This window comes from Pseudomonadota bacterium, from assembly GCA_039714795.1.
GTDB lineage: Bacteria > Pseudomonadota > Alphaproteobacteria > JAGOMX01 > JAGOMX01 > JBDLIP01.
Genome location: JBDLIP010000008.1, coordinates 1 through 25944, shown reverse-complemented (window position 1 = coordinate 25944; position 25944 = coordinate 1). Strand labels below are relative to the sequence as shown.

The 25944-nt window shown below is 44.8% G+C and carries 20 protein-coding genes and 2 tRNA genes; 11 read left to right on the top strand and 11 right to left on the bottom strand.

From position 1 onward, the window contains the following. Positions 1-17 precede the first annotated feature (17 nt). The 3 genes from pgsA to typA all read left to right on the top strand — a co-directional run bounded on the left by pgsA (position 18) and on the right by typA (position 2932). Positions 18-578 (top strand): CDP-diacylglycerol--glycerol-3-phosphate 3-phosphatidyltransferase, encoded by a 561-nt coding sequence (pgsA, locus tag ABFQ95_01490; protein ID MEN8236212.1) that lies wholly within the window; start codon positions 18-20, stop codon positions 576-578. 341 nt (positions 579-919) lie between these two features. Then, positions 920-994: transfer RNA gene (locus tag ABFQ95_01485), tRNA-Val, on the top strand. A 105-nt stretch (positions 995-1099) separates the two neighbouring features. Further along, complete coding sequence (gene typA / locus ABFQ95_01480; GenBank protein MEN8236211.1) at positions 1100-2932, top strand: translational GTPase TypA; 1833 nt, start codon at positions 1100-1102, stop codon at positions 2930-2932. Here typA and ABFQ95_01475 read toward each other — a convergent pair whose 3' ends face one another. Together ABFQ95_01475 and ABFQ95_01470 are read right to left on the bottom strand one after the other, a co-directional pair. Beyond that, complete coding sequence (locus ABFQ95_01475; protein MEN8236210.1) at positions 2933-3865, bottom strand: glucosaminidase domain-containing protein; 933 nt, start codon at positions 3863-3865, stop codon at positions 2933-2935. A gap of 33 nt (positions 3866-3898) precedes the next feature. Then, on the bottom strand, positions 3899-4462 hold the full coding sequence (locus ABFQ95_01470) for a NifU family protein (GenBank protein MEN8236209.1): 564 nt from the start codon (positions 4460-4462) through the stop codon (positions 3899-3901). Positions 4463-4688: 226 nt separating this feature from the next. Here ABFQ95_01470 and ABFQ95_01465 point away from each other — a divergent pair, with 226 nt between their 5' ends. Together ABFQ95_01465 and ABFQ95_01460 are read left to right on the top strand one after the other, a co-directional pair. Next, positions 4689-5261, top strand: coding sequence for a hypothetical protein (locus ABFQ95_01465; protein MEN8236208.1), 573 nt, complete (start codon positions 4689-4691; stop codon positions 5259-5261). A 281-nt stretch (positions 5262-5542) separates the two neighbouring features. Next, entirely contained in the window at positions 5543-5806 is a 264-nt protein-coding gene (locus ABFQ95_01460) for a hypothetical protein (protein ID MEN8236207.1), read from the top strand. A gap of 300 nt (positions 5807-6106) precedes the next feature. On the opposite strand, the gene rpmA is transcribed toward ABFQ95_01460, so the two are convergent. The 3 genes from rpmA to ABFQ95_01445 form a co-directional block, all read right to left on the bottom strand. Next, positions 6107-6361 (bottom strand): 50S ribosomal protein L27, encoded by a 255-nt coding sequence (rpmA, locus tag ABFQ95_01455; protein MEN8236206.1) that lies wholly within the window; start codon positions 6359-6361, stop codon positions 6107-6109. A gap of 6 nt (positions 6362-6367) precedes the next feature. Then, complete coding sequence (gene rplU / locus ABFQ95_01450; GenBank protein ID MEN8236205.1) at positions 6368-6970, bottom strand: 50S ribosomal protein L21; 603 nt, start codon at positions 6968-6970, stop codon at positions 6368-6370. A gap of 145 nt (positions 6971-7115) precedes the next feature. Then, positions 7116-7191, bottom strand: a tRNA-Glu gene (locus tag ABFQ95_01445). A gap of 88 nt (positions 7192-7279) precedes the next feature. On the opposite strand from ABFQ95_01445, the gene ABFQ95_01440 reads away from it, so the two are divergent. After that, on the top strand, positions 7280-7561 hold the full coding sequence (locus ABFQ95_01440; GenBank protein MEN8236204.1) for a BolA family protein: 282 nt from the start codon (positions 7280-7282) through the stop codon (positions 7559-7561). 15 nt (positions 7562-7576) lie between these two features. On the opposite strand, the gene ABFQ95_01435 is transcribed toward ABFQ95_01440, so the two are convergent. The 5 genes from ABFQ95_01435 to ABFQ95_01415 all read right to left on the bottom strand — a co-directional run bounded on the left by ABFQ95_01435 (position 7577) and on the right by ABFQ95_01415 (position 18632). Further along, positions 7577-8866, bottom strand: coding sequence for an HlyC/CorC family transporter (locus tag ABFQ95_01435; GenBank protein MEN8236203.1), 1290 nt, complete (start codon positions 8864-8866; stop codon positions 7577-7579). An 80-nt stretch (positions 8867-8946) separates the two neighbouring features. Continuing rightward, on the bottom strand, positions 8947-9804 hold the full coding sequence (locus ABFQ95_01430) for a TIGR01459 family HAD-type hydrolase (protein MEN8236202.1): 858 nt from the start codon (positions 9802-9804) through the stop codon (positions 8947-8949). A 199-nt stretch (positions 9805-10003) separates the two neighbouring features. Next, positions 10004-17728: a hypothetical protein gene (locus ABFQ95_01425; GenBank protein MEN8236201.1), complete on the bottom strand. Its 7725-nt coding sequence runs from the start codon at positions 17726-17728 to the stop codon at positions 10004-10006. Between the two features lie 206 nt (positions 17729-17934). Next, positions 17935-18303, bottom strand: coding sequence for a response regulator (locus ABFQ95_01420; protein MEN8236200.1), 369 nt, complete (start codon positions 18301-18303; stop codon positions 17935-17937). After that, a complete protein-coding gene (locus ABFQ95_01415) occupies positions 18300-18632 on the bottom strand; it encodes a DUF167 domain-containing protein (protein MEN8236199.1) in 333 nt (110 codons plus the stop codon). Before ABFQ95_01415 ends, ABFQ95_01420 begins: the two co-directional genes overlap by 4 nt. Positions 18633-18758: 126 nt before the next feature. On the opposite strand from ABFQ95_01415, the gene ABFQ95_01410 reads away from it, so the two are divergent. The 4 genes from ABFQ95_01410 (at position 18759) to trpS (ending at position 23181) form a co-directional block, all read left to right on the top strand. Continuing rightward, positions 18759-18926 (top strand): hypothetical protein, encoded by a 168-nt coding sequence (locus ABFQ95_01410; protein ID MEN8236198.1) that lies wholly within the window; start codon positions 18759-18761, stop codon positions 18924-18926. 63 nt (positions 18927-18989) lie between these two features. Then, entirely contained in the window at positions 18990-20546 is a 1557-nt protein-coding gene (gene murJ / locus ABFQ95_01405; GenBank protein MEN8236197.1) for a murein biosynthesis integral membrane protein MurJ, read from the top strand. 54 nt (positions 20547-20600) lie between these two features. Further along, a complete protein-coding gene (gene murJ, locus ABFQ95_01400; GenBank protein ID MEN8236196.1) occupies positions 20601-22145 on the top strand; it encodes a murein biosynthesis integral membrane protein MurJ in 1545 nt (514 codons plus the stop codon). Between the two features lie 28 nt (positions 22146-22173). Continuing rightward, entirely contained in the window at positions 22174-23181 is a 1008-nt protein-coding gene (trpS, locus tag ABFQ95_01395; protein MEN8236195.1) for a tryptophan--tRNA ligase, read from the top strand. A gap of 2 nt (positions 23182-23183) precedes the next feature. Here trpS and ABFQ95_01390 read toward each other — a convergent pair whose 3' ends face one another. Further along, a complete protein-coding gene (locus ABFQ95_01390) occupies positions 23184-23696 on the bottom strand; it encodes an invasion associated locus B family protein (GenBank protein ID MEN8236194.1) in 513 nt (170 codons plus the stop codon). A gap of 636 nt (positions 23697-24332) precedes the next feature. Between ABFQ95_01390 and ABFQ95_01385 the strand changes: the two genes are divergently transcribed. Further along, entirely contained in the window at positions 24333-25763 is a 1431-nt protein-coding gene (locus tag ABFQ95_01385) for an ABC-F family ATP-binding cassette domain-containing protein (protein MEN8236193.1), read from the top strand. Positions 25764-25944 lie beyond the last annotated feature (181 nt).

Here is a 25944-nt window from a genome sequence, read left to right as displayed (position 1 = left end):
TAAACCCAGCCAGATTAATGAAAACGACATACACCGGTCTGCCAAACATTCTAACGCTCATGCGGATTGCTGCGATTCCAATTGTCATTGGATTGATGTATTTGCCAGGACCCTTCAGCGACGTTTTTGCTGTCAGCCTTTTTATTGCTGCTTGCTTTACGGACTATCTTGACGGTTATTTTGCAAGGATTTGGCAGCAAACATCCGCATTAGGTCGATTTCTTGATCCTATTGCCGACAAGCTTTTGGTGGCTGCCATCCTGCTTACTCTAGTAGAGCTTGAACGCATTAAGGGCGTTGCCTTAATTCCCGCCCTGATCATCCTTGGACGAGAGATATTAGTGTCTGGCTTGCGTGAGTTTTTGGCAGAATTGCATGTCCCGTTGCCGGTCAGCCGCCTAGCGAAATGGAAAACCGCACTACAAATGGTAGCTTTGAGTTGCTTGCTCTTTCACCCGGCAACATTTCCAGAGCTTTTTTTGCCAACGCTTGGCCTGACAGGGCTTTGGGTTGCTGCATTATTGACGCTTATTACAGGATACGACTACCTAAAGGCCAGTGTAAAGTATCTTGAGTAGGTTTTTTAGAAAAAACAGGGGCACTACGGACATATACTCTCGTGAAATCAAAACCTCTAGTTTAATGATAGCTGCCAGCTCGCAGTTTACTTGGGTAAATGAGCACTTCGAGCGTATCAGGAGACAGAGGTTTTGATTTCACTTCGGTATAGCCCCACTGGGCCCCACTGACATGCGTGGTCAGCAGAAGTGGAAAATGCGCGGCCGGGGATGACGGCCGCGGATAGTGGAAACGTTACCTGATCATTTTAATGCGTTTGCCCTGGATTCACGCTCAATTCATCTTGCGAACACACGCTAAATGCGCTATAGCATTGATGAGTAAACTAATTTTGGTGACAGGGCGCTTAGCTCAGCGGGAGAGCGCTACGTTGACATCGTAGAGGTCACTGGTTCAATCCCAGTAGTGCCCACCATTTAGCTCACAGTTTGTATATTTTCCTACTAAAAGCCTTTAAAAATGATCTGTTAAACCCTATATATCTCATTGAATGAATCACTATTGAAAGACTATTTACCAAATGACTCCCTTAAGAAACATTGCAATTATTGCCCACGTTGACCACGGTAAAACCTCGCTTGTGGATGTAATGCTCAAACAAAGCGGCGCCTTTCATGAACACCAAGTGGTGGCCGAACGCGCCATGGACTCCAACGCTCTAGAAAGGGAACGCGGTATCACGATTTTGGCCAAATGCACGTCTCTGCTCTGGAAGGATACCCGCATTAATATTGTTGACACACCAGGTCACGCTGATTTTGGTGGTGAAGTTGAACGAATACTGGGTATGGTCGATGGAGTTCTCGTTTTGGTTGATGCTGCCGAAGGCCCGATGCCACAAACCAAATTTGTGCTAACCAAAGCACTGCAACTTGGTTTGCGCCCCATTGTAGTGATCAATAAGTGTGACCGCCCGGATGCGCGAATCGATGAAGTGCACAGTGAGATTTTTGATTTGTTTGTAGCCCTTGAAGCAAGCGACGAGCAACTTGATTTTACGACATTGTTTGCCTCGGCAAAGGAGGGATGGGCCACTGATGACCTAGGCACACCCACAACAGATTTGTCTATTCTGTTTGATCAAATGGTAAAACACGTCCCAACCCCACAAAATATTGACCCCAATCAGCCCTTTTCAATGGTAGCAACCATGCTGGAGGCAGATCCTTATTTGGGGCGCATTTTAACGGGCCGCATTCAAAGTGGCACGGTTCGGGTAAATGACCCCATTAAGGTTCTAGATGCAGATGGCAATATGATCGAGCAAGGACGCCTAACCAAACTGCTGGCTTTCAGGCACCTAGCACGTGAGGCGGTTGAATCTGCACAAGCCGGCGACATTGTAGCCATTGCTGGATTAAATGAGGCAACAGTTAGTAATACTATCGGCGCACCAGAAATCACTGAACCGCTTGCCATTACCCCAATTGACCCCCCTACCCTGGCCATGACTTTTGCAGTCAACAATTCACCACTTGCAGGACAAGAAGGCACTAAAGTGACCTCTCGTTTGATTCGTGACCGCTTGCTTCGCGAGCAAGAAGGTAATATTGCCATAAAAATCCGAGAAACTGATGACAAGGACGCCTTTGAAGTTGCCGGACGCGGAGAACTACAGCTTTCAGTACTGATTGAAACCATGCGCCGAGAAGGTTTTGAGCTCTCGATCAGCCGGCCTCGGGTCATTTACCAACAAGACCCTGAAACCGGAAAAAAGCTTGAACCCATGGAAGAAGTACAGGTTGATGTCGATGACGAGTTCACCGGTATCGTAGTTGAAAAGATGGGCATGCGTAAAGCCGAATTGCAGGATATGCGCCCATCAGGCAGCGGCAAAACCCGTATCACGCTTTTAGCCCCTGCGCGCGCACTTATTGGCTATCACGGTGAATTCTTAACCGACACCCGCGGAACGGGAATTATGACACGGCTGTTTCATGGCTACGCCCCCTACAAGGGTCCCATCGAAGGCCGTAGGGCCGGCACACTTATTTCAACCGATAATGGCAAAGCAGTGGCTTATGCACTATGGAACCTTGAAGACCGGGGGGTTCTATTTGTGCACCCTGGCGATCACGTCTACCAAGGCATGATCATTGGCGAACATAATCGCGGCAATGATCTATCGGTTAATCCCCTTAAAGCCAAGCAACTATCAAACGTGCGTGCATCGGGAAAAGACGATGCCATTCGCCTAACACCCCCTAGAGAAATGACATTGGAACAGGCTATCAGCTATTTGGCTGATGATGAGTTGCTGGAGGTCACCCCTGAAAGCCTAAGGTTGCGTAAACGCTTACTGGATCCAAATGAGCGCAAACGCGCTGAACGCGCGGGGGCTAGCGCGGATTAATCAAGCTACAACCTCTGCTTTGGGTGCAACCGCCACCTGCTGCAACCTGATCCCTGAATCAAAAAATGCCAAATTGTTACGTGCAATTGTTCGGCGTACTTTGTTGATGTAGACCCATTTTTGCTCAGAATAGCGCAGCAAATCACCAATCAATGTGTATCCATCGGGTGTTTTTCCCTGTGCACGCAATTGGGCTCGGGTGCGACGCATCTCTCGGTAAGCTCGATGGGAATTTAGATTACGCACATAGTAATAAGTGCTTTCCAGCAACGATTGGTAGAATTTTACCTGATCCGAGATGGTCATACCGTAGGGCGAATTTTTTACGCGCGCTGCGTAAGACCATCCCCAGCCACTTTCAATCACGGCTTGGCCAAGCGCCATTGAAGGCGGAATGATATCAACGCGTAGTTTTAACTCTCCCCAATCAACACGTTTCAACTTGTATTTTTGCGCTAGCTTTTGCAACCATGCTTGCTCTTCAATCTCTAGGGTTTCTCCTGCTTCAAAGCGCTGATGTAAATCAAAAAGCTTTTCCCGTTCAGCGGTCACTTCTTCGTTAACATGCAAAATGATCGGCAGCAGGGTTTGCAGGAACAATGCTTTTTTCGTTGTCACGCATTTGACATGTCGTATGTCTTTGGGAAAATTAATAAAAAAGAGACGGGGTATATCCTCACCACGCTGCATCACGTCTTCAAAACGATACTCATGCTTTTCAAGAACTTGTTGCAAATGCCCCACGTTATCTAGCTTGATAACCTGTGGCACAATTTCAGGAGGAGTTTCTACAACCACCTCAGGTTTTGCATATACATGCGGTTGTGCCCAGCGAGCTGAAAATGCACCCTCCATGACAGCTGAACCGTAAAGCACTGCAATACCAAGCAAAGTTACACTCAAAAGAGTTTGATGTATGATTTGTTTCAACATGATTATTGTCAATGGCCTCCCAACCAATATTATTTACCCCTCAACTTCACAAACTTCTGTCACTTCAGGGATGTAGTAGCGCAGCATGTTTTCAATGCCACCTTTAAGAGTCGCACTGGAACTCGGACATCCAGAACACGCCCCTTGCATCTTTAGATAGACCACCCCATTTTCAAAGCGCTCAAACTGGATATCACCACCATCCATCGCCACAGCCGGGCGCACTTTGCTGTCAAGCAGCTCTTTGATTTCTTGCACGACTTCTTGATCGGTAGAATCGGTTTGATTACCCGAATCATTATTCTTTGAACGTTCCAAGACAACTTTTTCATTCAGGACAAAGTAATTAACCAACGCCTGCAAAATTGGAGGCTTAAGGAGAACCCACTCAATTGGTGCCTCTTTGGTTACAGAGATAAAATCGGCACCTACAAAAATACCCGCAACACCCTCAATAGCAAATAATTGCTGCGCAAGCGGACAAATGCGCGCTGACTCAGCTGAAGGGAAATCAATGGTTTGCGCCTCAAGGATTGTTCTGCCGGGCAGAAATTTTAACGTCGCTGGATTTGGGGTTTCTTCAATTTGGATAAACATCTGTGATTTCGATATACCTCTTACTCTGAAACAACATTTTAGTAAACCTGCAACACAATAGCAACAAAAATCAGTCTAATTGGTAACAAATATAAAATGGTATACTTAATGGCATACTTAATAGCATACTTACAAGCAATATAGGATAAAATTAACGTTTTATTAGGTTTTTTTTATTACAATAATAAGTGTGATAGTTATTAATGTTTAACTAGAGGAGAGAAAAATGCAAAATATTACAATAAAATCATATTTGTTTTTTGCCAGCGCATTGCTTGGAGGATTGCTGATTGTAGGCGATGCTGCACAATCAATTGGTCCAGCTGCTATTGTTGGCGGAGAAGTCGCTGAGAAGGTGATTGGAAGCGAAACAACAAAAGGAGCGCCAAAGGATATACCTGGATTTGGGAAGATGAAAGAATTTATCCCCGAGAAACAAATGAAGAAGCTAGAGGGAAAGGGCCTTACAATAGAAAATCTTGAAAAAATGGGAACTGGTGAAAAGCCTTCATTAGAAGGATTTGTTCCGGAAAAATATAAAGGTAAGCTAGAACAAAAAGGAATCCCAACAGAAGGGATTAAAAAAATGGGAGCTGGTGAAAAGCCTTCATTAGAAGGATTTGTTCCGGAAAAATATAAAGGTAAGCTAGAACAAAAAGGAATCCCAACAGAAGGGATTAAAAAAATGGGAGCTGGTGAAAAACCAACAATAAAAGAACTTATACCTGAAGCACAAAAAGGTAAGCTCGAAAAAAAAGGCATACCCACTGCGCCGGTAGAAGAGCTATTGCCATTCTAATTAGCTCCAAGCCCTGCAAAAGAGTATCGTGCATCTTTTTAATCGAGAGTGTCAAAACTTCTAAAAATTTATAATGAAAAGCGTTTTGTAATTGCTTAACCGGGGTCTGGAAACCCCTTATTTTATGCGGATGAAAATTTTCCATCAGCCAAACAAAGCTATCAAACCCGCATAGATTCTGGATTCCTTGAACCCCCGGTTGAGCAATTACAAGCGTTTAACGCTTTCTTCATCCACAAAACGGACAATAGAGAAAGTGACCAAGCTCAAAGAGAAACACGATGAAAAGCCGGTTTGCAATTCTAGCCCTTGCTGTTATCCTGGTAGCCAGCGCTCCGCTGATTGCCTATACGATTGATCTGGATAGCAAAAGTGGAATTAGGTTAACTCAAGACCAGCAAGAAATCTTCAATGGCGCCAAGCCACGGGTGCGTGCGGAAAAAGAAAAACAGGCTATTGAAAAGAAAAAACAAAAGTCTCTAAAGGACCCTCGTGAGAACGTCATTTATCTGAATGGAAAGCCAAGAGAAGAGTGGCCAAAGTAGTTGAAGAAAATGATTGGGTTGGAAATGGATCCTGTCCCGGATCAAGTCCGGGATGACTCTCAATAGATCGCAAAGATTTTCCAATTCGCGCTACTTTTAGTCGCACGTTTGGAAAATCAGCGTTCAGGATGACGGTCCGTGGGCAGAAAGTGCAGTTATACTGAAGTGAAATCAAAACCTCTGTTTCCTGATACGCTCGAAGTGCTCATTTACCCAAGTAAACTGCACGTTTCTCGCTATCATTAAACTAGAGGTTTTGATTTCACGAGAGTATATCTCTTATTCCAAAACTAAGATTAATTAAGCCTCAACAATGGAAATAAATGTCCGTCCACCCTTGCCGTGCTTGAATTGAACGTTTCCCGGGCTGGTGGCAAACAGAGTGTGATCTCTTCCCATGCCAACATTATCGCCAGGAAAAAACTGCGTCCCACGTTGACGCACCAGGATATGACCCGCCAGAACATTCTCACCACCAAACTTCTTCACACCCAGTCTTTGACCCGGTGAATCGCGACCGTTGCGTGAACTTCCGCCAGCTTTCTTGTGTGCCATATGATGTTACTCCTCTTTTGCCTTGGCCGCTTTGTCCTTGGCCGCTTTGTCCTTGGCATCTTGGACCTTAGAAGGCTTCTTTGGCTTTGCTGCCGCGGTGGTTGTCTTTTTCGGTGCTGCTGCCTTTTTGGGCTTTGCTTCCTTTGCAGCAGTTGCTTTCACTTCCTTTTTAGCTGCTGCCGTCTTTTCTGCGGGCTTTTTGGTTGGAGTAGCCTGCTTAACAGGTGCCTCCTTGACCTCGGCAGCCGCACTCGGTTTTTCTGGTTTTGTGGCCTTTTGTGTTTTTGCCGCAACACCGCTTCCTGCAAAGTCCAGCACCCGCAAAACCGTTAGATGCTGGCGATGACCGTGCTTGCGGCGATAGCCCTGACGGCGCTTTTTCTTAAACACGATAATTTTTTTACCGCGTTTTTGCTCAAGAATTTCGGCTTGGATTGCAGTCTTTGCAAGAAAAGGACTGCCAACCTGGAGTTTTTTTCCATCATCGAGCATCAACACATTGGGTAAATCAATCTGATCCCCACTTTCCCCAGTAAGACGGTTTACAATCATCACATCACCTGGTGAAACCCGGTGCTGCTTTCCTCCAGCTTCAACTACGGCATACATCTTTAAGTCACCTAAATGTTACGGTTAGAATTCTTTTAAAAATTTGCAATCAATACAATGCACTGCACCGACCATGATAATGGCATTTGTCACATATCTAGCTTGAAATGTCAAGTTTGTTTGGAAAAAATAAAACGAAATTAATTGGCGTCCCCTAGGGGATTCGAACCCCTGTTGCCGCCGTGAGAGGGCGATGTCCTAGGCCTCTAGACGAAGGGGACGCAACAATACAATGGCCAAAAAACTTCTTCAGTCTCGAGCCTATCTAGGTATAATATAGTAAATCATGATCAAGATTCCAAGGTATTTATGAAGGTTGAACAGCAAATTTTTGATATTTTGCATCAAAATTTTCCTGATGCCACTTTAGAGATCACAAATGAGTCCCACAAACATCAGGGGCATGCCCAAACACCTGCAACGGGAGAAAGCCATTTTGCGGTGCAAATTGCCAGTCAAAAGTTTCAAAATCTGAATCGAGTAGAACGACATCGCCTGATCTATGCTGCCCTTAATGAGCTGATGCCTGATCCTATCCACGCGTTAAAGATCAAGGCTGCCACCCATGATGGACAGGAAAAGCACCATTAGGGATACATCAAGCTACTAAATAAGCTCTGTGTCCTCTTTTCCTGCCTGGGAAGTCATGCGCAACAAAGTAATCTGCTGCCTTTGGCGCCTCAAGATCTCCACCTGAAAACCATGGATAACAAATTTCTGCCCCACTTTGGGGATTTGACGAGTTTCATGCAAGACCAAGCCTGCAATAGTGGCGGCTTCTTCATCAGGCAAATTCCAATCAAATTGTCGGTTTAAGTCACGAATTGTCACCGTACCCATAACAACAATCGCACCGTTTTGCGAAACACGCACGCCAGGTAATTCAATATCGTGCTCGTCAACGATTTCTCCGACAATTTCTTCGAGGATATCTTCAAGGGTGACCACTCCCATAAGAGCTCCATATTCATCCACCACAAGCGCAAAGTGCTCGCGTCGTTTTCTAAACTCTTGCAGTTGATCCAGCAACGAGGTGGTTTCTGGAATAAACCACGGCTTAGTTGCCACTTCATATAAATTTACTTTGGCAGCATCACCTTTTACAGATTGCAAAGCCCGGAACAAGGCTTTGGCATGAAGAACTCCTACAATGTTATCTGGATCATCACGCCACAGGGGAACACGTGTATACGGACACTGCAACATTTCTGCAATAATGGCCTCGCTGCCTTTTTGAATATCAATCGTCAGCACGTTTTTTCGGTGCGTCATAATCTCATCCACATCTACGGTCGCCAAGTCGAGAATGCTGCGGAGCATATCACGCTGATGAGTCATCTCTTTGCCTGGCCCTTCATGCAGTTCAATCAGTCCTTTCAGTTCCTCAACTGAGGCTGTAATACGCTCATCGGTTTGCACTTTTGCCCCAAAGAACTGTAGAGTCAAGCGAGCAACCCACTCAATGAAATGGGTCAGTGGCGCTAAAGCAGCTGTCACGATTCGTAAAAGTCCAGAAAAACGAATAGCGGTTTTTTCTGGATTATTGATCGCATAGATCTTTGGCATCACTTCGCCATAAAAAACAATCAATACACCAATTAAAAAGGTCGCGTAAGCAACCCCTGCGTCACCAAACAGGCGCACCAATACACCGGTCGTGAGCGTTGCAGCTGTAATATTAACAAGTGTCCCGCCAACCAGCAGCGAACTCACGAGCCGCCCCATGTTTCTCCGCAAACGAACAACAATCTTTGCCCGGCGGTTTCCCTCTTTAACCAAGTTATAAAGACGAGCTTTTGAGGAAGCAATCACCGCAGTTTCCGCAGCAGAAAAGAATGACGATAGAATGAGTAAAATAAAGATGAGCAGAGATGAAAAAATCAGATAAAAAGACATTTTCTTATACTGCTATACCCGCAGCGCATGATGTGTGTGAAATTTGCTGAACCATCTGTATCCAATATATCGCTTACCTCTTACCAAATCAATCCAGGAATTGTGTAATCGGGAACAGAGCCGTAAGCGTCACATGTCTTACGCACAGCCTTTTCGTCGGCAGGAATCCCGTGTGCAGCCTCCAATTCATAGCTATGCAAACCACCCGTCACCCAAGCGCACGCAAGCTGCATGGCAAGCGCTCCTCTAATATCTACCTCAAGTGCATCACCAATAACCAATACACGGTTTTTGTCAATCTGCGGATAACAGTTTAGTGCGGTCTCATAAAAAGTGAGATAGGGTTTCCCGTGATAATGCGCTTCTCCCCCTAATGTCTCATAGAAATGCGCGATATCCCCAGCTTGAACTTTCAACGAGCTGCCTCGATTGGGATTTGCACATATAAGCGGTAACTTTTTTACCACAGCCTGCTGGAGAGTTTCTTCATAATCAGCAAGTTGCGTGTGCCAATCATCTGGACCTGCTGCAATGATAAAATCAGCCCGATCAATATCGCTCACCAAGCGAACCGCGCTCCCTTCCAAGAGACTGGAATGCGAAGGTCCTATAAAATAGCAATGATCACCCAGCCGAGCATACCAACTGTCAGAGCGCTCAATAATGTGGCGATAAGCTACTTCTCCAGAAGAAATCACGTGTTGATAGAGAGAGGGGGGAATACCAATCGTCTCAAGTCTTTTGACAATCACCTGGGAACGAGCCGGTGTATTCGTAAGCAAAAGCACAGATTTTCCAGCCAGTGCCAAAGCCTCCAGGCAATGCAATGCACCAGGATAAATAGAGGTACCGTCATGGATCACACCATAGATGTCAATGAAATAAACATCAAATTGCTCTGCAATCTTTGCAAGCCCACTGATCGGTTGCAGCGACAATGAAACCTTCCTTACCAACGTTTTCTTTTCATACCCATGTTGAATCAAAACGTTGAGTTTTATGAAAGCAAAAAGCGCGTAGTTTACACTGATGAATGAGCACCTTGAGCGTATCAGAAAACCAACGGTTTGATTCAGCTTCAGTATACTATGCCCCATCGAGTCTTAACAGAACGTAAGTAACCCGAGCAGTTACGTTTTATGCAGGTGTTACAATCTGCAAAGCATCAACATAATCGGTTATAACGTTTGCACCTGCAATAAAGTCGATGTTGGCAAAGGTGATAGAGGCATCATCAAAGTCATCATCTTCATCCAGATCAAACTCTAATTTTGCTGCACCAGCGCCATCATCAACAACCTGCGATATGGCGAGAAGATTACCTAGATCGAATGTATTATCCGTGGTTGCAAATTGCAGGATATCATCTGTACGGGAAAGTGAGTTGCCATCCATTCCTTCAGGAAAGCCAACAAATATTCCACTGAGATCAGATGGGATTCCTTCGTCTCCACCCAATGTATCAAAATCACCGATGACATCATCACCAAAGTTGGTGTCAAGATCAAAGATAAATGTATCTTGACCTAAGGTAAGGCTGTTGTTTTCAAAGATCACTGGACCATCGGTTTCATCCAAGGTCACTGCAAATTCCCTAACATCACCCCACATTTCATCATTGCCTAGACCTCCGTTGAGTTGATCATCACCAAAGGTGATATTATTTTCTATTGCTTCAGCCACAGCTATGGCTATGGCATCGCCGCCAGTGGCGACTGATGTTCCACCAGTAAGGCTCCAGCTGAAGATCTCCACATCCCCAATGAGACGATCATTTCCCGCTCCTCCATTGAGTTCATCGTCCCCAAATCTAAGTGTGTTGCCTCCTAAAAGAGCCCGGGCATCGGCATTTCTACTAAATCCTTCATCGCTCATGGTGGCAGTTGCCTCTCCGCCCATTGTCACCCAATCGAATTTCTCTACATCACCGATGATATGGTCGAGACCGTCTCCGGCATTGAGGATATCACTGCCAAAAGTTAAATTATTTTCGCCGGCCCCGGCTGCAGCTAAGGCTCTCACCTCAACTAGAGCCCCAGCATTACCATCAGCAGTCGCCATTCCACCGGTAAGACTCCAAACGAATAATTCTACATCACCAACCAGGTGATCATCTCCTTGAGCACCATCTAGTTCATCGTCGCCAAAATGAAGCATATCTTCAATTTCAATAGAAAAGACTTCAATACCAATTTCAAGGGGTTCTTGGTCTGCAACTTGGTTATCACCAAAGGCGATACCAGCTTGCAGCTCCCATCTAAATTCTTTCACATCACCAACAAGATGATCATTTCCAGCTCCTCCATTGAGTTTATCGTCCCCAAATATAAGTGTGTTGCTTTCTGAAAAAGCCCGGGCATTGGCATCTCTACTAAACCCTTCATCGCTCATGGTGACAGTTGCCTCTCCGCCCATTACCACCCAATCAAATTTCTCTACATCACCGATGATATGGTCGAGACCGTCTCCAGCATTGAGGATGTCATCGCCAAAGGTAACCATATTTCTTTCGAAAAAAACTTGGACACTAGATCTGATCACAACAGTAGCAGCTTCTCCAGTAGCAGGCGCAATTCCTCCCTGCAAATTCCAATTGAATGTTTGTACATCACCGACCAACTTATCATTCCCGTCTCCGGCATTGAGCATATCGTTGCCAAAAGTTAAAGTACTTCCAACGGCCCTAGCTCTGGCTGTCACTTCGACTAAAGTCCCAACATTACCGCCAGCAGTCGCCATTCCACCAGTAAGACTCCAAACGAATAATTCTACATCACCAACAAGATGATCATTTCCAGCTCCTCCATTGAGTTCATCGTCCCCAAACATAAGTGTGTTGCGTTCTAAAAGAGCCTGGGCATCGGCATCTCTATCATCCTCTTCATCGCTCATGGTGATAGTTGCCTCCCCGCCCATTGTCACCCAATCGAATTTTTCTACATCACCGATCAGATTATCATTCCCGTCTCCGGCATTGAGCATATCATTGCCGAAAGTTAAAGTATTTTCGCCGGCCATAGTGCTGGCTATAACTTCAACTAGAGCCTCAGCATTACCGCCAGCAGTTGCCATTCCACCGATAAGACTCCAAACGAAGAACTCTACATCACCAATGAGATGATCATCTCCTTGAGCACCATCTAGGACATCGTTGCCAAAATGAAGCATATTCTCAAAAGAACTGGCATTAGTAGTAACGCCAAGGATTTCTTGATTTGCGACTTGGTTATCACCAAAGGCAATGCCAGCTTGCAGATCCCACTTAAATTCTTTCACATCACCAACAAGATGATCATTTCCGGCTCCTCCATTGAGCCCATCGTTCCCAAATATAATCGTTGAATTACCAGAAGAAGTACTAGCAAGAGCAGAAACGTTACCGGTAGACGTTGCCATTCCTGCCTTTAGGTTCCAATTGAAGATACCCACATCCCCAATAATGTAATCCACTCCTTCGCCTCCGTCTAGGGTGTCCATCCCAAATGTAATTGTGTTATCACGAGATCTTGCTGAGGTAGAAGCACGGGACAAAGGAACAGGGACATCCGTCATTCCACCGATCACACTCCAATTGAATTCTTGCACATCGCCAACAAGATTATCATCTCCTTGAGCACCATCCAGATCATCATCGCCAAAAGTAAGATCATTCTCGTCAGAAAAGGCACGTGCAGTAGCGTCTCTATTAAAATCTGGATCACTCATTGTAACAGTTGCCTCTCCGCCCATCGTCATCCAATCGAATTTCTCTACATCACCGATAAGATGATCATTTCCGACCCCTCCATTGAGGTCGTCATTCCCAAACACAAGTGTATTCTCTTGGGAAAAAGCTCGAGCATCAGCATCTTCTTCTTCATTTTCTGGATCATCATTCGAATCAATACTATTATCGATTGCCATTCCTCCCATTATGGTCCAGGTAAATGTTTTCACATCTCCAATGAGGAAGTCATCCCCACCTCCTGCATTAAGGATATCGTCACCAAAGCTAACAGTATTATTACTGGACATCGCACTGGCATCAGCTCTGATATCCATAGTGAGATCGATACCATTAGCGATGGCTGTACCACCTTTTATAGTCCAAATAAACATCTCCACATCACCAATGAGGACATCATTTCCAAGGCCACCAATGAGAGTATCTCCGCCAAAGGAGACTGAATTATTACTAGATTCAGCGGAAGTATTATCTCCAGCGATGACTTCCCATTTAAATTCTAGTAAATCACCAATGAGTAGATCAGCACCGTCGCCACCGTCAAGGACATTACCCCGAACGTCACCAATCAAAATATCGTCACCAAGGCTGCCAGTAATATTTTCAATGCTACTAAAATCATTATGGACAACAAAAAGATCGGTTTCTAAAATATCCCCAGTATCGCCTAAAACTTTGGATTCAACAAAGGTTCCGCCGTTTATAACAACAATGTCACCAAGATTCACCTCAACGTGTTGAGTGGGATCTGTAATGTATTCATAACTGACCGTATCACTGTCAAGAACGCCTTGACCACCATCAATGATGTCATTGCCAGCACCGGGAATGAACGTATCATCGCCCCATTTGATGTATTGATCCGGTTCTTCTCCCTCTCCGTCCCACTCGGAAATGCTTTCAGGAATTTGTACCTGTACCGGATCACCAAACAGCATACTATCACCTTCACCATCAATTATCGTATCATCACCAAAGCTGATTTTATTGCCTTCAATAATCGTATTGGGTCCTAAAGTTGCAATACCATTTACTGTGCCGTCTTCGACAATGAACTCAAATATTTCACTGTCAGCAAAAACAGTATTAGTTCCAGTTGAAATGATGATATCAGAACCCAAGGTAATAATATTACCAATGGCAATTGCCTCGGCGGAACCGTTATTATCAGTGCCTGTTCCAAAAACAACGACTCCACCTTTGACTTCGAACAAAATATCAGGATCGCCTCGGATAATATCATTACCTGAGCCGGCATCTACAACATCATCTCCGGTCATAATCGTGATATTCTCAGCTTTAGCTTCGGCTAAAACCGTATTAAAATCGCCATCACCTGCAATAGCTGTGCCTGCAATCACTCGGTAGGTCAATTGCCGGCCATCAGATTCAACTATATCATCACCAGTTCCAGATGAGATTTCATCATTGCCATAAGTGATGTTTGAGCCAATGGAAGTTGCACTGGCATCAACCCTATTTAAGTTGCCGTCTCCCGTTGCAGCAAAACTAGCCAAGAATTCTAGAGTTACCCCTTGAACATCACCAACGATCAGATCATTGCCGTCTTCTTGAAGGCCTGATCCTCCAACGTCAATTTTTTCTGGTTGGAAGATAAGGTCAAACCGGCCATTGACGGTTGATTCCGCTCTGGTGATCATTTCATCTTCTGCCGCCATTTCATTCGAAGGCGAACTCCCATCTCCGACCGTGCTTATGCCCGATTGCAGGACAATCGTTATATTTTTACCTTCACCAAAGAACATATCGCTGCCACGGCCAATCTCTAATGCACCGTCTGCACCAGATCCAGTATCCACGCCGGTTGTAATAGTAAAATCTTCTACGTCAACTCTGGATCTGGCGATCACATCGTTACCTATATCATCGGGATTACCCACAAGTGCGCTGTCTCCAGCTTGAAAATTCAATATCATTTCTTCAAAATCAGCGTAGATAACCTTGTCAGCGGCAGGGCCTATAAATTCGCCTCCTTCAAGGAAATTGGCAACATCATCCCCAAAGTTAATGTTGACATTACGCGAAGTGACGAGAGATTCAGCCATGCTTAAATTGGCAATTTGGGCGATTGCAGGACCGGATTTAAGATCAATGTCAATGGTTTTAATATCCAACCAAATGTTGTTTTCTAGCCCCGCAAATTGATCGTTGCCAAAAGTGATGGCTATTGGTTCATCGGCAGTGCCAAAATTAATTTGCGAAGCTGCCTGATAGCTTGTATCAACACCGACACTATTTCCTGCACCAACAAGTGCTGATGTGGTATCAGCTAGAACAGCAGCGGTAATGCGAAGAGTTGCAATATCACCGACCGTGTTTTGTATTCCTTGCAAGCCGATGATGATGTCATTTATAGACGATTCCCCTCGGGTTGCTGCTGAGATTTCACTACCTATAATATTAATTTGTGTCGAGGCAGTATAGGTGTTACCTGTCCCTCCACCTTCAACATGGGATCCAGCGGCTCCTGCTTCCCATATCAGCTCTTCCATGTTACCCCAGACGTTGCCCGACTCTGACCCAAAGGCATCAATAAAATTTGCCCCCAAGACATAGGATGCACTAAGCATGGCAGAACTTGTCGCTGCAACTGTCGCATTATTCAGGAAGGACCCTTCTCCCGACAAAACCACCACTTCAGATCTTGCTGTTCTAAGGCTTACTGTTGCACTTTGACTGTCGCCATAAACAACATTTTCTCCTCCGGCTGTTACAATTTGATCACTCCCATAAGTCACCCAAGGCATTGCTACAACAGTGACAGATGCATTTCTGGAGCTAGAACTACTAGGAGATGAGATATCAATACGTGCTGATTCAGCTAAGGCCTCCCAAAATGAAGTTTGCTCATCGCCCCAAATTGTGTCATTTCCGGTTCCCTGAGCAGCTGTTTCATTTCCTGCACAGCCATCACCGCAAATATCATCAGCTCCATAGGTAATATCTCCTCTAACCTCAGCCATCGTTGTTGCCAGAAAAGGAGAAAAAATAGACTCGACGTGTGCCGATTGTGCAGTGGCCCGATATTCTTGTGTTCCAACATCACCGACAATGAGATCGTTGCCCGTGCCATCTCCAAGACCAGCAAAACCACTCGTTGGGTCGCCTGTATCTCCGCCGATAGCATCACCGGAATACCGCTGTTGCACATCGACGATTGCTTCAGAGATTGCCTCCTCCAGAGCTTCTGTTCGAGCACTGATTGCGATTGCCGTGACTCGTTCGCCGTTACCCCAAATCTGATCATCGCCTTCTCCACCCAGCAGCACATTTTGGCTTTCTGGGATGAAATCATGAACACCTGTAACTTGAGCTGAAGAAGACACTCCTCCCAGGTCACCTAAAGCAACTCCTGCAAATTGGGCCGTATAGGTGATATTAGCAAAATCTCCGCGAATTTTGTCGTTTTCGTCTCCTCCTTCAATACGATCTCCAGCAAATACTAGTAGGTTACTAAAACTTCCTGGCTGGTTCTCGAGATCGAAAAGAAAATCATCAGGTAACTGCCCAACAACTGAGTAGTGTTCAATGAATTCTTCAAATGCTCGGCCAACAACATTGGTGCTAGTGTAGGTAACGTCAAAGACATCACCTGTAAGATTATCTTGACCGGGACGTTCAGCGTCAATAAGTCCTGCGCCATCGCGAGGTTGAGATTGATCACCAAAGATTTGATCTGCTGCAAATTGGTATGATACACCTGAAACTGCAACCAGTGAAAATTCAAAAAATAAAAATAGTTGCCCCTCTGAAATATCGTCGATATCAGATAAATTAATGACACCAGCATATTCAAAAAAATCAGTGAATTCTCCGGCTGAAGTATCCCCGCTTGCAGTAAATTCAATTTTTCCAATATTGCCAGCAATTGTATCGTTATCACTGCCACCAGTTAACAAATTTTGCCCAGTCAACTGCAAAGGCGGTAAGGTGCGCTGCTCTTTTTCATCTGCCGGTGGCTCAGGCTCTGCCACCTTTACAACAACATGCTGATCCTCTAGCGCAAGACCCAAAGTTTCATATTCACCAAAAATCGTGTCATTACAATCTTCGCCATGCAGGCTGTCTTGCAAACTTCCCACATTATCGCCGCCGGGATAACGTGAAGAATCTAGCCCAAGCAGATCAATGAGCCCTGCAACATCTGTGAAAATTTCAACTTCCTCGATTTGTTGAATGCCTAAGCGCTTTTCACCAATCAAGAGGTCATTCCCATTCCCGGCAAAAAATAATTCAAAGCTCTCTAATGGTGCAATACGGCCAATCAAAATGTCATTGAATTCACTGCCAATGACGAATGAAAAGACGTCTACAGGAACCTCTATTGGCACCCCAGCCCCTAAAAGAATGGTGGGATTGATGGGATTTGTCGCATCCACGAAAATCCTTGTTTCCTCTTCTAAACCTATTAGTGGTGTTGCATTGCCTGCTGGGTCAACAAAAGTTGGCCCCTGAACAGAGGCTAACCCCGTTGTTGTGGTAGAATCCATGTTGTTTAAAATCAGTTCAATGCCTGGAATGTCAGGGCATAACTCTTCCTCGACTACAACAGGGACAGCAACAAAAACCTCCTCTGGAACGTCTTCGTCTTCAAGAGGAGCTTCAAACTCTTCGCGTTCTATTACTTCAAACGGCTCAAATCCAATGAAAGGCCCAGGAAATAGACCTGGAATATCATTACCAATAATGACTCTTCCAAATGGAGAAACATTTGCCTCAGCAAACATTGCCTGTTGTGCATCTCCTGCTTGGGTGCCTGGAGCTGTCAATTGGCTGGAAAATGTGAAAACATACTGAGAGGTTCCAGGTTCTGGAGGTGCTTCTGGCTCAACTTCAGGTTCAGCTTCAACTTCAGGTTCAGGTTCAACCTCAACTGGAGATTCTGGAGCTACCTCAGGTGATTCTGGCGGAAGTTGGAGTGGCTGACGCGGCGCAATCCCTGGGGCTGTTGTTTCTGAAGCCAATAGCAACCCCGGCTGCTCAACGGTGAAAAAAGCAGGTTCGGTGGAATCGTGGAGCGTAATTTCACCCGTGCTGACATCAAACTGGTAATTTTCTATTATCACATCCGTGATAATTAATTTAGTATTGTAGTTAATACCATTTATTTCACTCATAACATCACCTAATTTTCAATTAAAAAATAAATAATCAAAGTATTACTCTGATATATTTATTATAACAAATAAATTATTAAGCATTTATTAACTTTTGCAAATATTGTTTTAGTTATTAAGTTATAGTAGCCCATTTTCACTGAACAGCCCTGCGGCAGATGCAGATTAAAGCACCTCTTATCCAAAATTCAGGTTACATTAAGTTTTTAATAATCGAACACGCCTACACGCTGCAACACGGCTCGAATCGCAGCAAGTGAGGCAGGTTTTTCCACCCAATCCCAAGCTCCCCTTTCGGCAACAGCAAGCCGGTTAATGCTTTGGGTAGTACTCATCATAATGACAGGTGTGGCAAAATCAGGAAATTCAAGGGCTATGGCTTGCAAAAGATCTAAACCGGTCATAATTGGCATAAAATGATCCAACAACAAGACACTCACCTTTGTACGTCTTAAGATTTCAAGTGCTTCTTGACCATTGCCGGCGTGTAGCACCTTAAATCCAAGCGATTCAAGGTGACGCGCGAAAAGCTCGCGATTATAAACGATGTCATCGACGACAAGTGCGATTTTCATGAACTCTCCTTGAACAAACTCAACTGAATCTTGTGTTGTAACGCCTGTAAGTCACCTGAGATTTCAAAAACTTTTCGGCGATGCGTGCTTCCTCGAGCAATTGCAAAAGCTGACTTAGGGATCTTCCACACCTTGGCGAGTAACTCTATCACAGCAGCATTCGCCTTTCCAGCATCTGGTACAGCTGTAACATATACTTTGAGCGCCATACGACCATCAGCTTCTTGAACGACTGGGCCAATGCAATTTCTGGACGCTTTTGCTGTCACATGGAGGTTTAAGAACAAACCGTTTTCACTGGACTGGAAGGGCAACTTTGAATCACGCATGAGAGTAGTTTCAAGTAAACCTGATTTCAGATTTTATATAAATATTACAATATACCATATTAACAACAAATTAACAAAAATAATATTACAATAATATTGTAATAGTACACAGGGGGGATTTTGATAATGACTTATAAAAAGATAAAAAAATTTTATCCAACAGCGTTTTTTGCAGCTATCATTAGCACTGTCTTTGTACTGAGCGGTTGCGAGAACAGCCCAGGTGGAGCCAAAAGACCCAGCGCTTCTTTTGATAGTGCAATTTTTAAAGGGAAAAAAGAAGGCCGTCGCTAGAAAATTTGGCGAGTAAAATTTCCCCATTTATAATTGCTGGCAAATACCTTACAGTAGGAACCCATGCAACTGGTTCGCTCTATCATCACTGTCAGCAGCTTTACCGTACTTAGCCGTATTTTGGGTTTTGTGCGTGATATTTTGATTGCATCAATCTTAGGGGCTGGCCCTGTTGCAGATGCCTTCTTTGTCGCCTTTCGCTTTCCCAATTTCTTTAGACGTTTGTTTGCCGAAGGGGCATTTAATGCTGCCTTTGTGCCCACCTTCTCAAGGCTGTTGGTGCGTGAAAGCCAGAGTGCAGCTTGTTTATGTGCATCACAAATTTACTCTATGCTAACCTTTATCCTCATTGCCCTGGTTGTTTTTGTCGAAATTACCATTCCCTGGCTGATGTATGTGATTGCCCCAGGTTTTTCTGAAACACCTGAACGCTTTGAGATGACGGTTTATTTCACCCGCATCACCTTTCCCTATATTCTCCTTATCTCTATTGCAGCACTGTTTACTGGCATTTTAAACTCGCTGCACCGGTTTGCAGTTGGAGCTGCTGCACCCGTCATATTGAATATTACCATGATCTTTGCTCTGGTATTTTTTGCAACACAACTACCTACTCCAGGGCACGCCATTGCCTGGGCTGTGACTCTGGCGGGTATCGGACAGCTGGCTTGGGTGCGCTTTGAAACCCGCAGGTCTTGCATTCAAATTCAGTTGAATTTTCCACGGCTCACGGAACCTGTTCGACGCCTGATGTCATTAATGTTGCCGGCAAGTCTGGCTGCAGGAGTAGTGCAAGTCAACATGTTGATCGGGACTATCTTTCTGTCATACTTGCCGGCTGGAGCCATTTCCTACATTGTCTATGCCGATCGTTTGATTCAGCTGCCGCTAAGTTTGGTCGGTGTGGCCATTAGCACAGCTTTACTGCCGGCTCTTTCGCAACAACTTGAGTTGGGAAAAAAAGTTGATGCTCGTCAGACACAAAATCGCTCCCTCGAATTTTCCTTTTTCCTGATTTTTCCTGCAACCTTTGCCTTGTTTTTCCTGGCTGAGCCTATGATTTGCACGCTTTTTGAACGTGGAAAATTCACAAGAACAGAAACCATTGCCACAGCCCAGTGCCTTGCAGCCTTTTCCATAGGCCTTCCTGCCTACGTCATGGTTAAAGTGTTTGCCACAACTTTTTTTGCCCATCACAATACCAAAATTCCCTTACATGCTGCTGTGCTTGCTGTTATCGCCAATGTTATTCTCAACTTTATCCTGTTCTTTCCCCTTGGATACGTCGGCATCGCTCTTGCAACAGCTCTTGCTTCTTGGGTGAATGCGGGTTGGTTGATATATCAACTCGCAAATTCGAAGCTGTTATTGCCTGATCGACGGCTTTACCAAAGGCTGCCACGATTCTTGGCAAGCTGTCTCGTGATGGTCGCTGTTGTCAGTGCATGCAGTTATTTTTTTGCCATCATGGAACAGACCTCAGAGCTTAGCCGTTTTCTGTCTCTTATTGGTCTGATTCTGATCGGATTTGCAGCTTATGTTTTTGGGGCTTACCTGATGCAGGCCTTGGATTTTAGGGAAATAAAAGAAAACTTGCGGTTGAGGGTCGAAGTTGAGTAAGGTGAAAAATGAGTAGTGACAATGCTAATTTATTACGGAGGATTATAAACGTTTATGAAACTTTTACGTTCAATGACCACCGTGGGTGGTTTTACCATAGGTAGCCGGGTCGGCGGCTTTGCCCGAGACATTCTAATTGCTTTTCTATTAGGCGCAGGTCCGGCAATGGACGCCCTGGTAGTTGCAATTAAACTACCGAGCCTGTTTCGCAGATTATTAGCCGAGGGTGCACTCAATGCCTCATTCATCCCATTGTTTGCTGGAATTGCCCGCACCCAAGGCAAACAAAAAGCCAAAGAGTTTGCAGAAGACATTTTTTCGATTTTACTCGTAATTCTGATTATCTTTGTGGTAGCTACTGTCGCTTTGATGCCTTGGATCTTACCGATTTGCGCTCCAGGATTTCGCCACACTCCGGAGCGGTTGCAGTTAGCGATTCAATTCTCTCAAATTACTTTTCCATTTATTTTCTTTATCTCACTTACGGCACTCTATGGGGGCATTCTCAATTCTTTTGAAAGATTTGCAGCGGTTGCCGCTTCACCTATGGCTGGTAATATCTTTATTCTCTTGCTTTCGATAAGCCTTTATCCTCTCTTTCAGCAACCAGGCATCATCCTCTCATTATCCATTCTTGGGTGTGGCCTCATCCAGCTGATGTGGGTATCGGTACCGTGCTATCGTTTAGGGTTTAATCTCAAACCTAGACGACCACGCCTAACTCCACACGTCATAAAATTTCTTGCTCGCATGGGACCAGCTGGACTGGGATCAGGTGTCCACCAAATCAATATCGTGATTGCAACCTTGATTGCATCAGTACTGCCCATCGGTGGTATGTCCTACCTCTATTACGCTGAGCGCTTAACTCAATTGCCTCTTAGTGTCATCGGTACGGCAATGAGTACTGTATTGTTACCCCTATTATCTAAGCAATGGCGTGCTGGAGAGTTTGACAATGCCAGAGATAGCCAAAATCAAGGCATTGAATACGCTCTTCTTATCACCATGCCAGCAACCGTTGGCCTGGTGTTTTTGGCCCAACCTATTATCAGCACCCTGTTTGAGCATGGAAGATTTGATCCGCAGTCGAGTCAGGCAACGGCCAATGCCCTAATGGCTCTCGCTTGGGGGCTTCCAGCCTATGTGCTCACCAAGATTCTTAATACTAGTTTTTATGCACAAGAAAACACCACTACGCCGGTTATTTTTGCCGGCATTTCTGTAGCTGTGGATATTGCCCTAAGCCTCCTTCTGATCCGCTCTTTTCATCACGTGGGCATTGCCCTTGCAACCGCCAGTGCTGCATGGGTTAATGTCGTTCTGTTGGCGACCGCCCTAAGGAAACGAAAGTTTCTCGTGTTCACACCCAAACTCAAGCGTTTTGCCGTTAACCTTGTCATCACGTGCATCGGTTTGAGCACCTATTTAGAAGTTGCCAAATATCTAGTGATGCCCTGGATGGCATACAATTGGCCCTTGCGACTTTTTGGGTTGATGGTGTTGGTCGGTGGTGGTGTTTGTGTGTACACACTGCTGGGATATATGACAAAGCTTTTTGATTTTCGAGAACTTAAGGTACAATTTCAACGAAACTGATCTCTGAGCTACCTATAGGAGCAAACACGTGACGCATCGAATTCTCTCTGGCATTCAACCCACAGGCCATCTACATCTTGGAAATTATCTCGGCGCCATCTGCAACTGGCTCACATTTCAAGATCAGCACGAGTGCCTGTTTTGTATCGTCGATTTGCATGCACTCACTGTGCCTATTAAACCGAGTGAATTGCGCTCTGGCATCAGATCCGTTGCTGCCGCTTATATTGCCGCAGGTATTAATCCAAAAAAATCTGCCATTTTCCAGCAAAGCAGTGTTCCAGGTCATAGTGAACTCGCTTGGTTACTGGGCTGCCTGACGCCAATGGGCTGGCTGAACCGCATGACGCAGTTTAAGGAAAAAGCCGGCAAGCACAAAGAAAAAGCCTCGCTTGGACTCTATGCATACCCAGTATTGATGGCAGCAGATATTTTGCTATATCGTGCTACCCATGTCCCCGTAGGCGACGACCAAAAGCAACACTTAGAGCTGTCCCGAGACATTGCAGCAGCTTTTAATCATCGCCACGGGCAAGATTATTTTCCGCTGCCGGAACCTGAAATTTTTGGATCCGCCACACGGGTGATGAGCCTGCGCGATGGGGCCAACAAAATGAGCAAATCGGATCCTTCTGATTTTTCCCGGATTCTGTTGCTAGATGACGCTGATACCATTGCCCTTAAAATCCGCAAAGCCAAAACAGATGCAGATGTTTTGCCAGAAAATGAGGCGGATTTGGAAGGCCGGCCTGAAGCCAACAACCTGGTTAATATCTATGCTGCTCTTTCAGGTGTGCCCCGGCAACAGGTGTGCCAGCAATTTGCAGGACAAAATTTCTCTGCTTTTAAACCAGCCTTAACCGAAATTTTGGTTGAGCAGCTTCGGCCCATTGGCAAAAAAATTGAACAACTCTTAAAGGACCCTGCTTTTATTGATGCAACTCTAGCAGCCGGAGCACAACAGGCTAACAAAATAGCTCAAGAGACAATGAGGAGTGTTCATAAAATGATGGGGGTTTCTGGTGGGTGCGTTTAAACCTACCGAGTTCCACAAGCCTTATTAATCGCCCGCAACGCCTGCAAGGAACCTTTCAAAGAGTAAGTATCCTTGGTCTTGGTACCACGCCTGGAGGTTCCAGTCACAATCATGTTTGCGCCCCGGCTCATGGCTGTCGTTAAGGGCTTGTCTGAACCTCTTGGGGCCCAGGCTGTTTCAGCCTCAGCAAATAACTTGTGTTGCTTACCGTCAATCGTTGCAATAACAGTTGCCCCTTCTGAAAAGGGGTAACCTGCTTGCAAGCTTACAACATTAAAGCTGTTTTCTCGGGGACGGTGAGTGACAAGCGCATAAACATCACCACGCTTGGTATACTTTCCTTCTTTTTTCTTTGGAAAGGATGCCATATAGCAAACTTTGCGCCCATTTTGGGTCATCACAAAAGCTGTCCAGTCACCATACTTACCAATTTGTTTTGGTGCTGTATTTTTAGTTGCTGCTAGAGTTACTGATGGTACAAGAGTGAGGCATAAAACGGTTAGAAAAATACGCATGATTAAAAAATTACCTTTCGTTAAAGAGTCACATACCATTTTCATATCGTGTTCCAGAAAGATTGACAAGAACCAAATGGGCTCTTTTGAAAAACGTTTGAGTCAGGAGTCTTTTTCAGGATGGTTAAAATCGAGGTTACAACCTCCTCGGCCGTCATTCTGGACGTTGCATTTTGAGTTCATGGCCGGTAAGGCCAATGAATTCCAAATACAACGTCCAGGATCCCATTTTTTTGTTGGTTATACTGAAGCTGAATCAAACTGTTAGTTTTCTGGTGCACTCAAAGTGCTCATTTACCCAAGTAAGGGGTAAGTTCTTTCACCCATTGGGTGAAAGTTTGGTGAGCTCGCAGCGCACCCAAACCGTTGATGCGATTCAGGTAGAGTGGTATTATCAATTTTTTGGTGAAGGATTTTGGGGTATCAGTTTCCTTGACAAATCATATAGGCTACACTACTTAAGTTAAAAGAACAGTGTCTGCGTAGATCAGACAATGACATCAACCAACTCATCAAACTCGAGGTTTTAACAGCGTCATGGACAATCTCTCTTAAAATTGCCCTTTTAGGGTGAAATTTTAAAAGGCCTGCTATAGGCCACTATACCTTACCCCTGAACAAATTTAAGAGATAAATATGATGCATAAACCAATTTCGATCAAAGACCTTGGTCTTTCTTTTCCTCACAAAATCTGCTTTGAGAATTTCACCACCCAAATTCACTTTGGCAGTCGTATTGCTATCATTGGCCAAAATGGCTGCGGGAAATCGACTGTGCTGAAAATATTGCAAGGGATGTTTGAGTCCACTTCGGGTAGCATTAATATCCCAAACGATGTGAAATTTGGCTATGTTCCACAAGTCATTGAAGTATTTGATTCACTAAGTGGTGGACAGCGCCTAAATAAAGCGATCTCTGCTGCGTTAGCCAAGAATCCTAATGTGTTGCTTTTGGATGAACCAACCAACCATTTGGACAGCAAAAATCGCAAAAGCTTGATGCGAATGTTGGCAGGGTACCAAGGAACGCTCATTGTAGTCTCTCACGATAAAGAGCTGTTGCGCAACTGTAGTGATACCTTATGGCATATCATCGATGGCCAAGTGCAGGTGTTTTCTGGCTCTTATGACGATTACAGGCGTGAAGCCAACATCAAGCGTGCAGCAATTGAGCAAAAACTATCGCAGTTGGCATCTCAGAAAAAAGACATGCATCGAGTATTAATGAAAGAGCAACATCGCGCCTCAAAAAGTAAAGCTAAGGGACAAAAAAGTATCAACCAAAGAAAATGGCCAACTGTTGTAAGCAAAGCCAAGGCCAATCGGGCTGCACAAACAACAGGAGGCAGGAAAGCCGCAATTGAGCAGAAAAGGCAGAATTTAGTAGAGCAGTTATCCAGTTTGCAAGCGCCTGAGGTAATTGTACCAAAATTTTCAATATCAGCTTCTCAAATCAGAGATTGTACTTTGGTTTCTACACACAACGGTACAGTTAGATATTGCAACCAAGCCCCAATGTTACGCGACATCACCTTTTCCATTTCCTCAAGGGATCGTATCGCTATAAACGGTGATAATGGCAGCGGGAAATCCACTCTGATCAAAGCAATTGTAGGAAATCCAAATGTTGTCAAAGATGGCGATTGGCATACCCCAAACACACAAGATATCGGATATCTCGATCAGCATTATGCGACATTGCCCCCAGAATCTACGGTATTGGAGTCAATACACGATCTTGTGCCTTCCTGGTCGCATGCACAGGTGCGGCGTCATCTGAATGATTTTTTATTTCGCAAAAATGAAGAAATAGAGGCATCGGTTAAACAACTTTCTGGTGGAGAAAAAGCTCGCCTATCTTTGGCACAAATTGCAGCTTGTACACCAAAATTGCTGATATTGGATGAGGTTACCAACAATCTTGATCTTGAAACGAGGCAACATATGATCGAGGTTCTACGCAATTATCCAGCAGCTCTGATCGTTATTTCTCATGATGAAGATTTTTTAAGAGAAATTGGGATCAACCAAGTATACACTTTAAGGAATGGCACTAATTTAACCTGAGTTTTGGATAAGAGGTACTTTGATCCGTCTTGGCCGTCATGCCGGAAGCAGATTTTGTCCAACGCTGCCTATGTGCCCATGTATAGTGGGCATATAGGGCGTTGGGCACAAAATCGAGCTATCCGGTATCCAATTATTTTTTCCCTCAAAACTAAAAAACTGGATCCCGGCTCACTCATTT

What these genes read in the sequence shown, in the direction of transcription:
- pgsA (MEN8236212.1), top strand. Translation starts at nt 18, where the DNA reads ATGAAAACGACATACACCGGTCTGCCAAACATTCTAACGCTCATGCGG.
- ABFQ95_01415 (MEN8236199.1), bottom strand. Translation starts at nt 18,632, where the DNA reads ATGCGTGATTCAAAGTTGCCCTTCCAGTCCAGTGAAAACGGTTTGTTC.
- typA (MEN8236211.1), top strand. Translation starts at nt 1,100, where the DNA reads ATGACTCCCTTAAGAAACATTGCAATTATTGCCCACGTTGACCACGGT.
- murJ (MEN8236197.1), top strand. Translation starts at nt 18,990, where the DNA reads ATGCAACTGGTTCGCTCTATCATCACTGTCAGCAGCTTTACCGTACTT.
- ABFQ95_01435 (MEN8236203.1), bottom strand. Translation starts at nt 8,866, where the DNA reads ATGTCTTTTTATCTGATTTTTTCATCTCTGCTCATCTTTATTTTACTC.
- ABFQ95_01410 (MEN8236198.1), top strand. Translation starts at nt 18,759, where the DNA reads ATGACTTATAAAAAGATAAAAAAATTTTATCCAACAGCGTTTTTTGCA.
- ABFQ95_01470 (MEN8236209.1), bottom strand. Translation starts at nt 4,462, where the DNA reads ATGTTTATCCAAATTGAAGAAACCCCAAATCCAGCGACGTTAAAATTT.
- ABFQ95_01390 (MEN8236194.1), bottom strand. Translation starts at nt 23,696, where the DNA reads ATGCGTATTTTTCTAACCGTTTTATGCCTCACTCTTGTACCATCAGTA.
- ABFQ95_01420 (MEN8236200.1), bottom strand. Translation starts at nt 18,303, where the DNA reads ATGAAAATCGCACTTGTCGTCGATGACATCGTTTATAATCGCGAGCTT.
- ABFQ95_01440 (MEN8236204.1), top strand. Translation starts at nt 7,280, where the DNA reads ATGAAGGTTGAACAGCAAATTTTTGATATTTTGCATCAAAATTTTCCT.
- ABFQ95_01475 (MEN8236210.1), bottom strand. Translation starts at nt 3,865, where the DNA reads ATGTTGAAACAAATCATACATCAAACTCTTTTGAGTGTAACTTTGCTT.
- murJ (MEN8236196.1), top strand. Translation starts at nt 20,601, where the DNA reads ATGAAACTTTTACGTTCAATGACCACCGTGGGTGGTTTTACCATAGGT.
- rplU (MEN8236205.1), bottom strand. Translation starts at nt 6,970, where the DNA reads ATGTATGCCGTAGTTGAAGCTGGAGGAAAGCAGCACCGGGTTTCACCA.
- ABFQ95_01465 (MEN8236208.1), top strand. Translation starts at nt 4,689, where the DNA reads ATGCAAAATATTACAATAAAATCATATTTGTTTTTTGCCAGCGCATTG.
- ABFQ95_01425 (MEN8236201.1), bottom strand. Translation starts at nt 17,728, where the DNA reads ATGAGTGAAATAAATGGTATTAACTACAATACTAAATTAATTATCACG.
- ABFQ95_01385 (MEN8236193.1), top strand. Translation starts at nt 24,333, where the DNA reads ATGATGCATAAACCAATTTCGATCAAAGACCTTGGTCTTTCTTTTCCT.
- ABFQ95_01460 (MEN8236207.1), top strand. Translation starts at nt 5,543, where the DNA reads ATGAAAAGCCGGTTTGCAATTCTAGCCCTTGCTGTTATCCTGGTAGCC.
- rpmA (MEN8236206.1), bottom strand. Translation starts at nt 6,361, where the DNA reads ATGGCACACAAGAAAGCTGGCGGAAGTTCACGCAACGGTCGCGATTCA.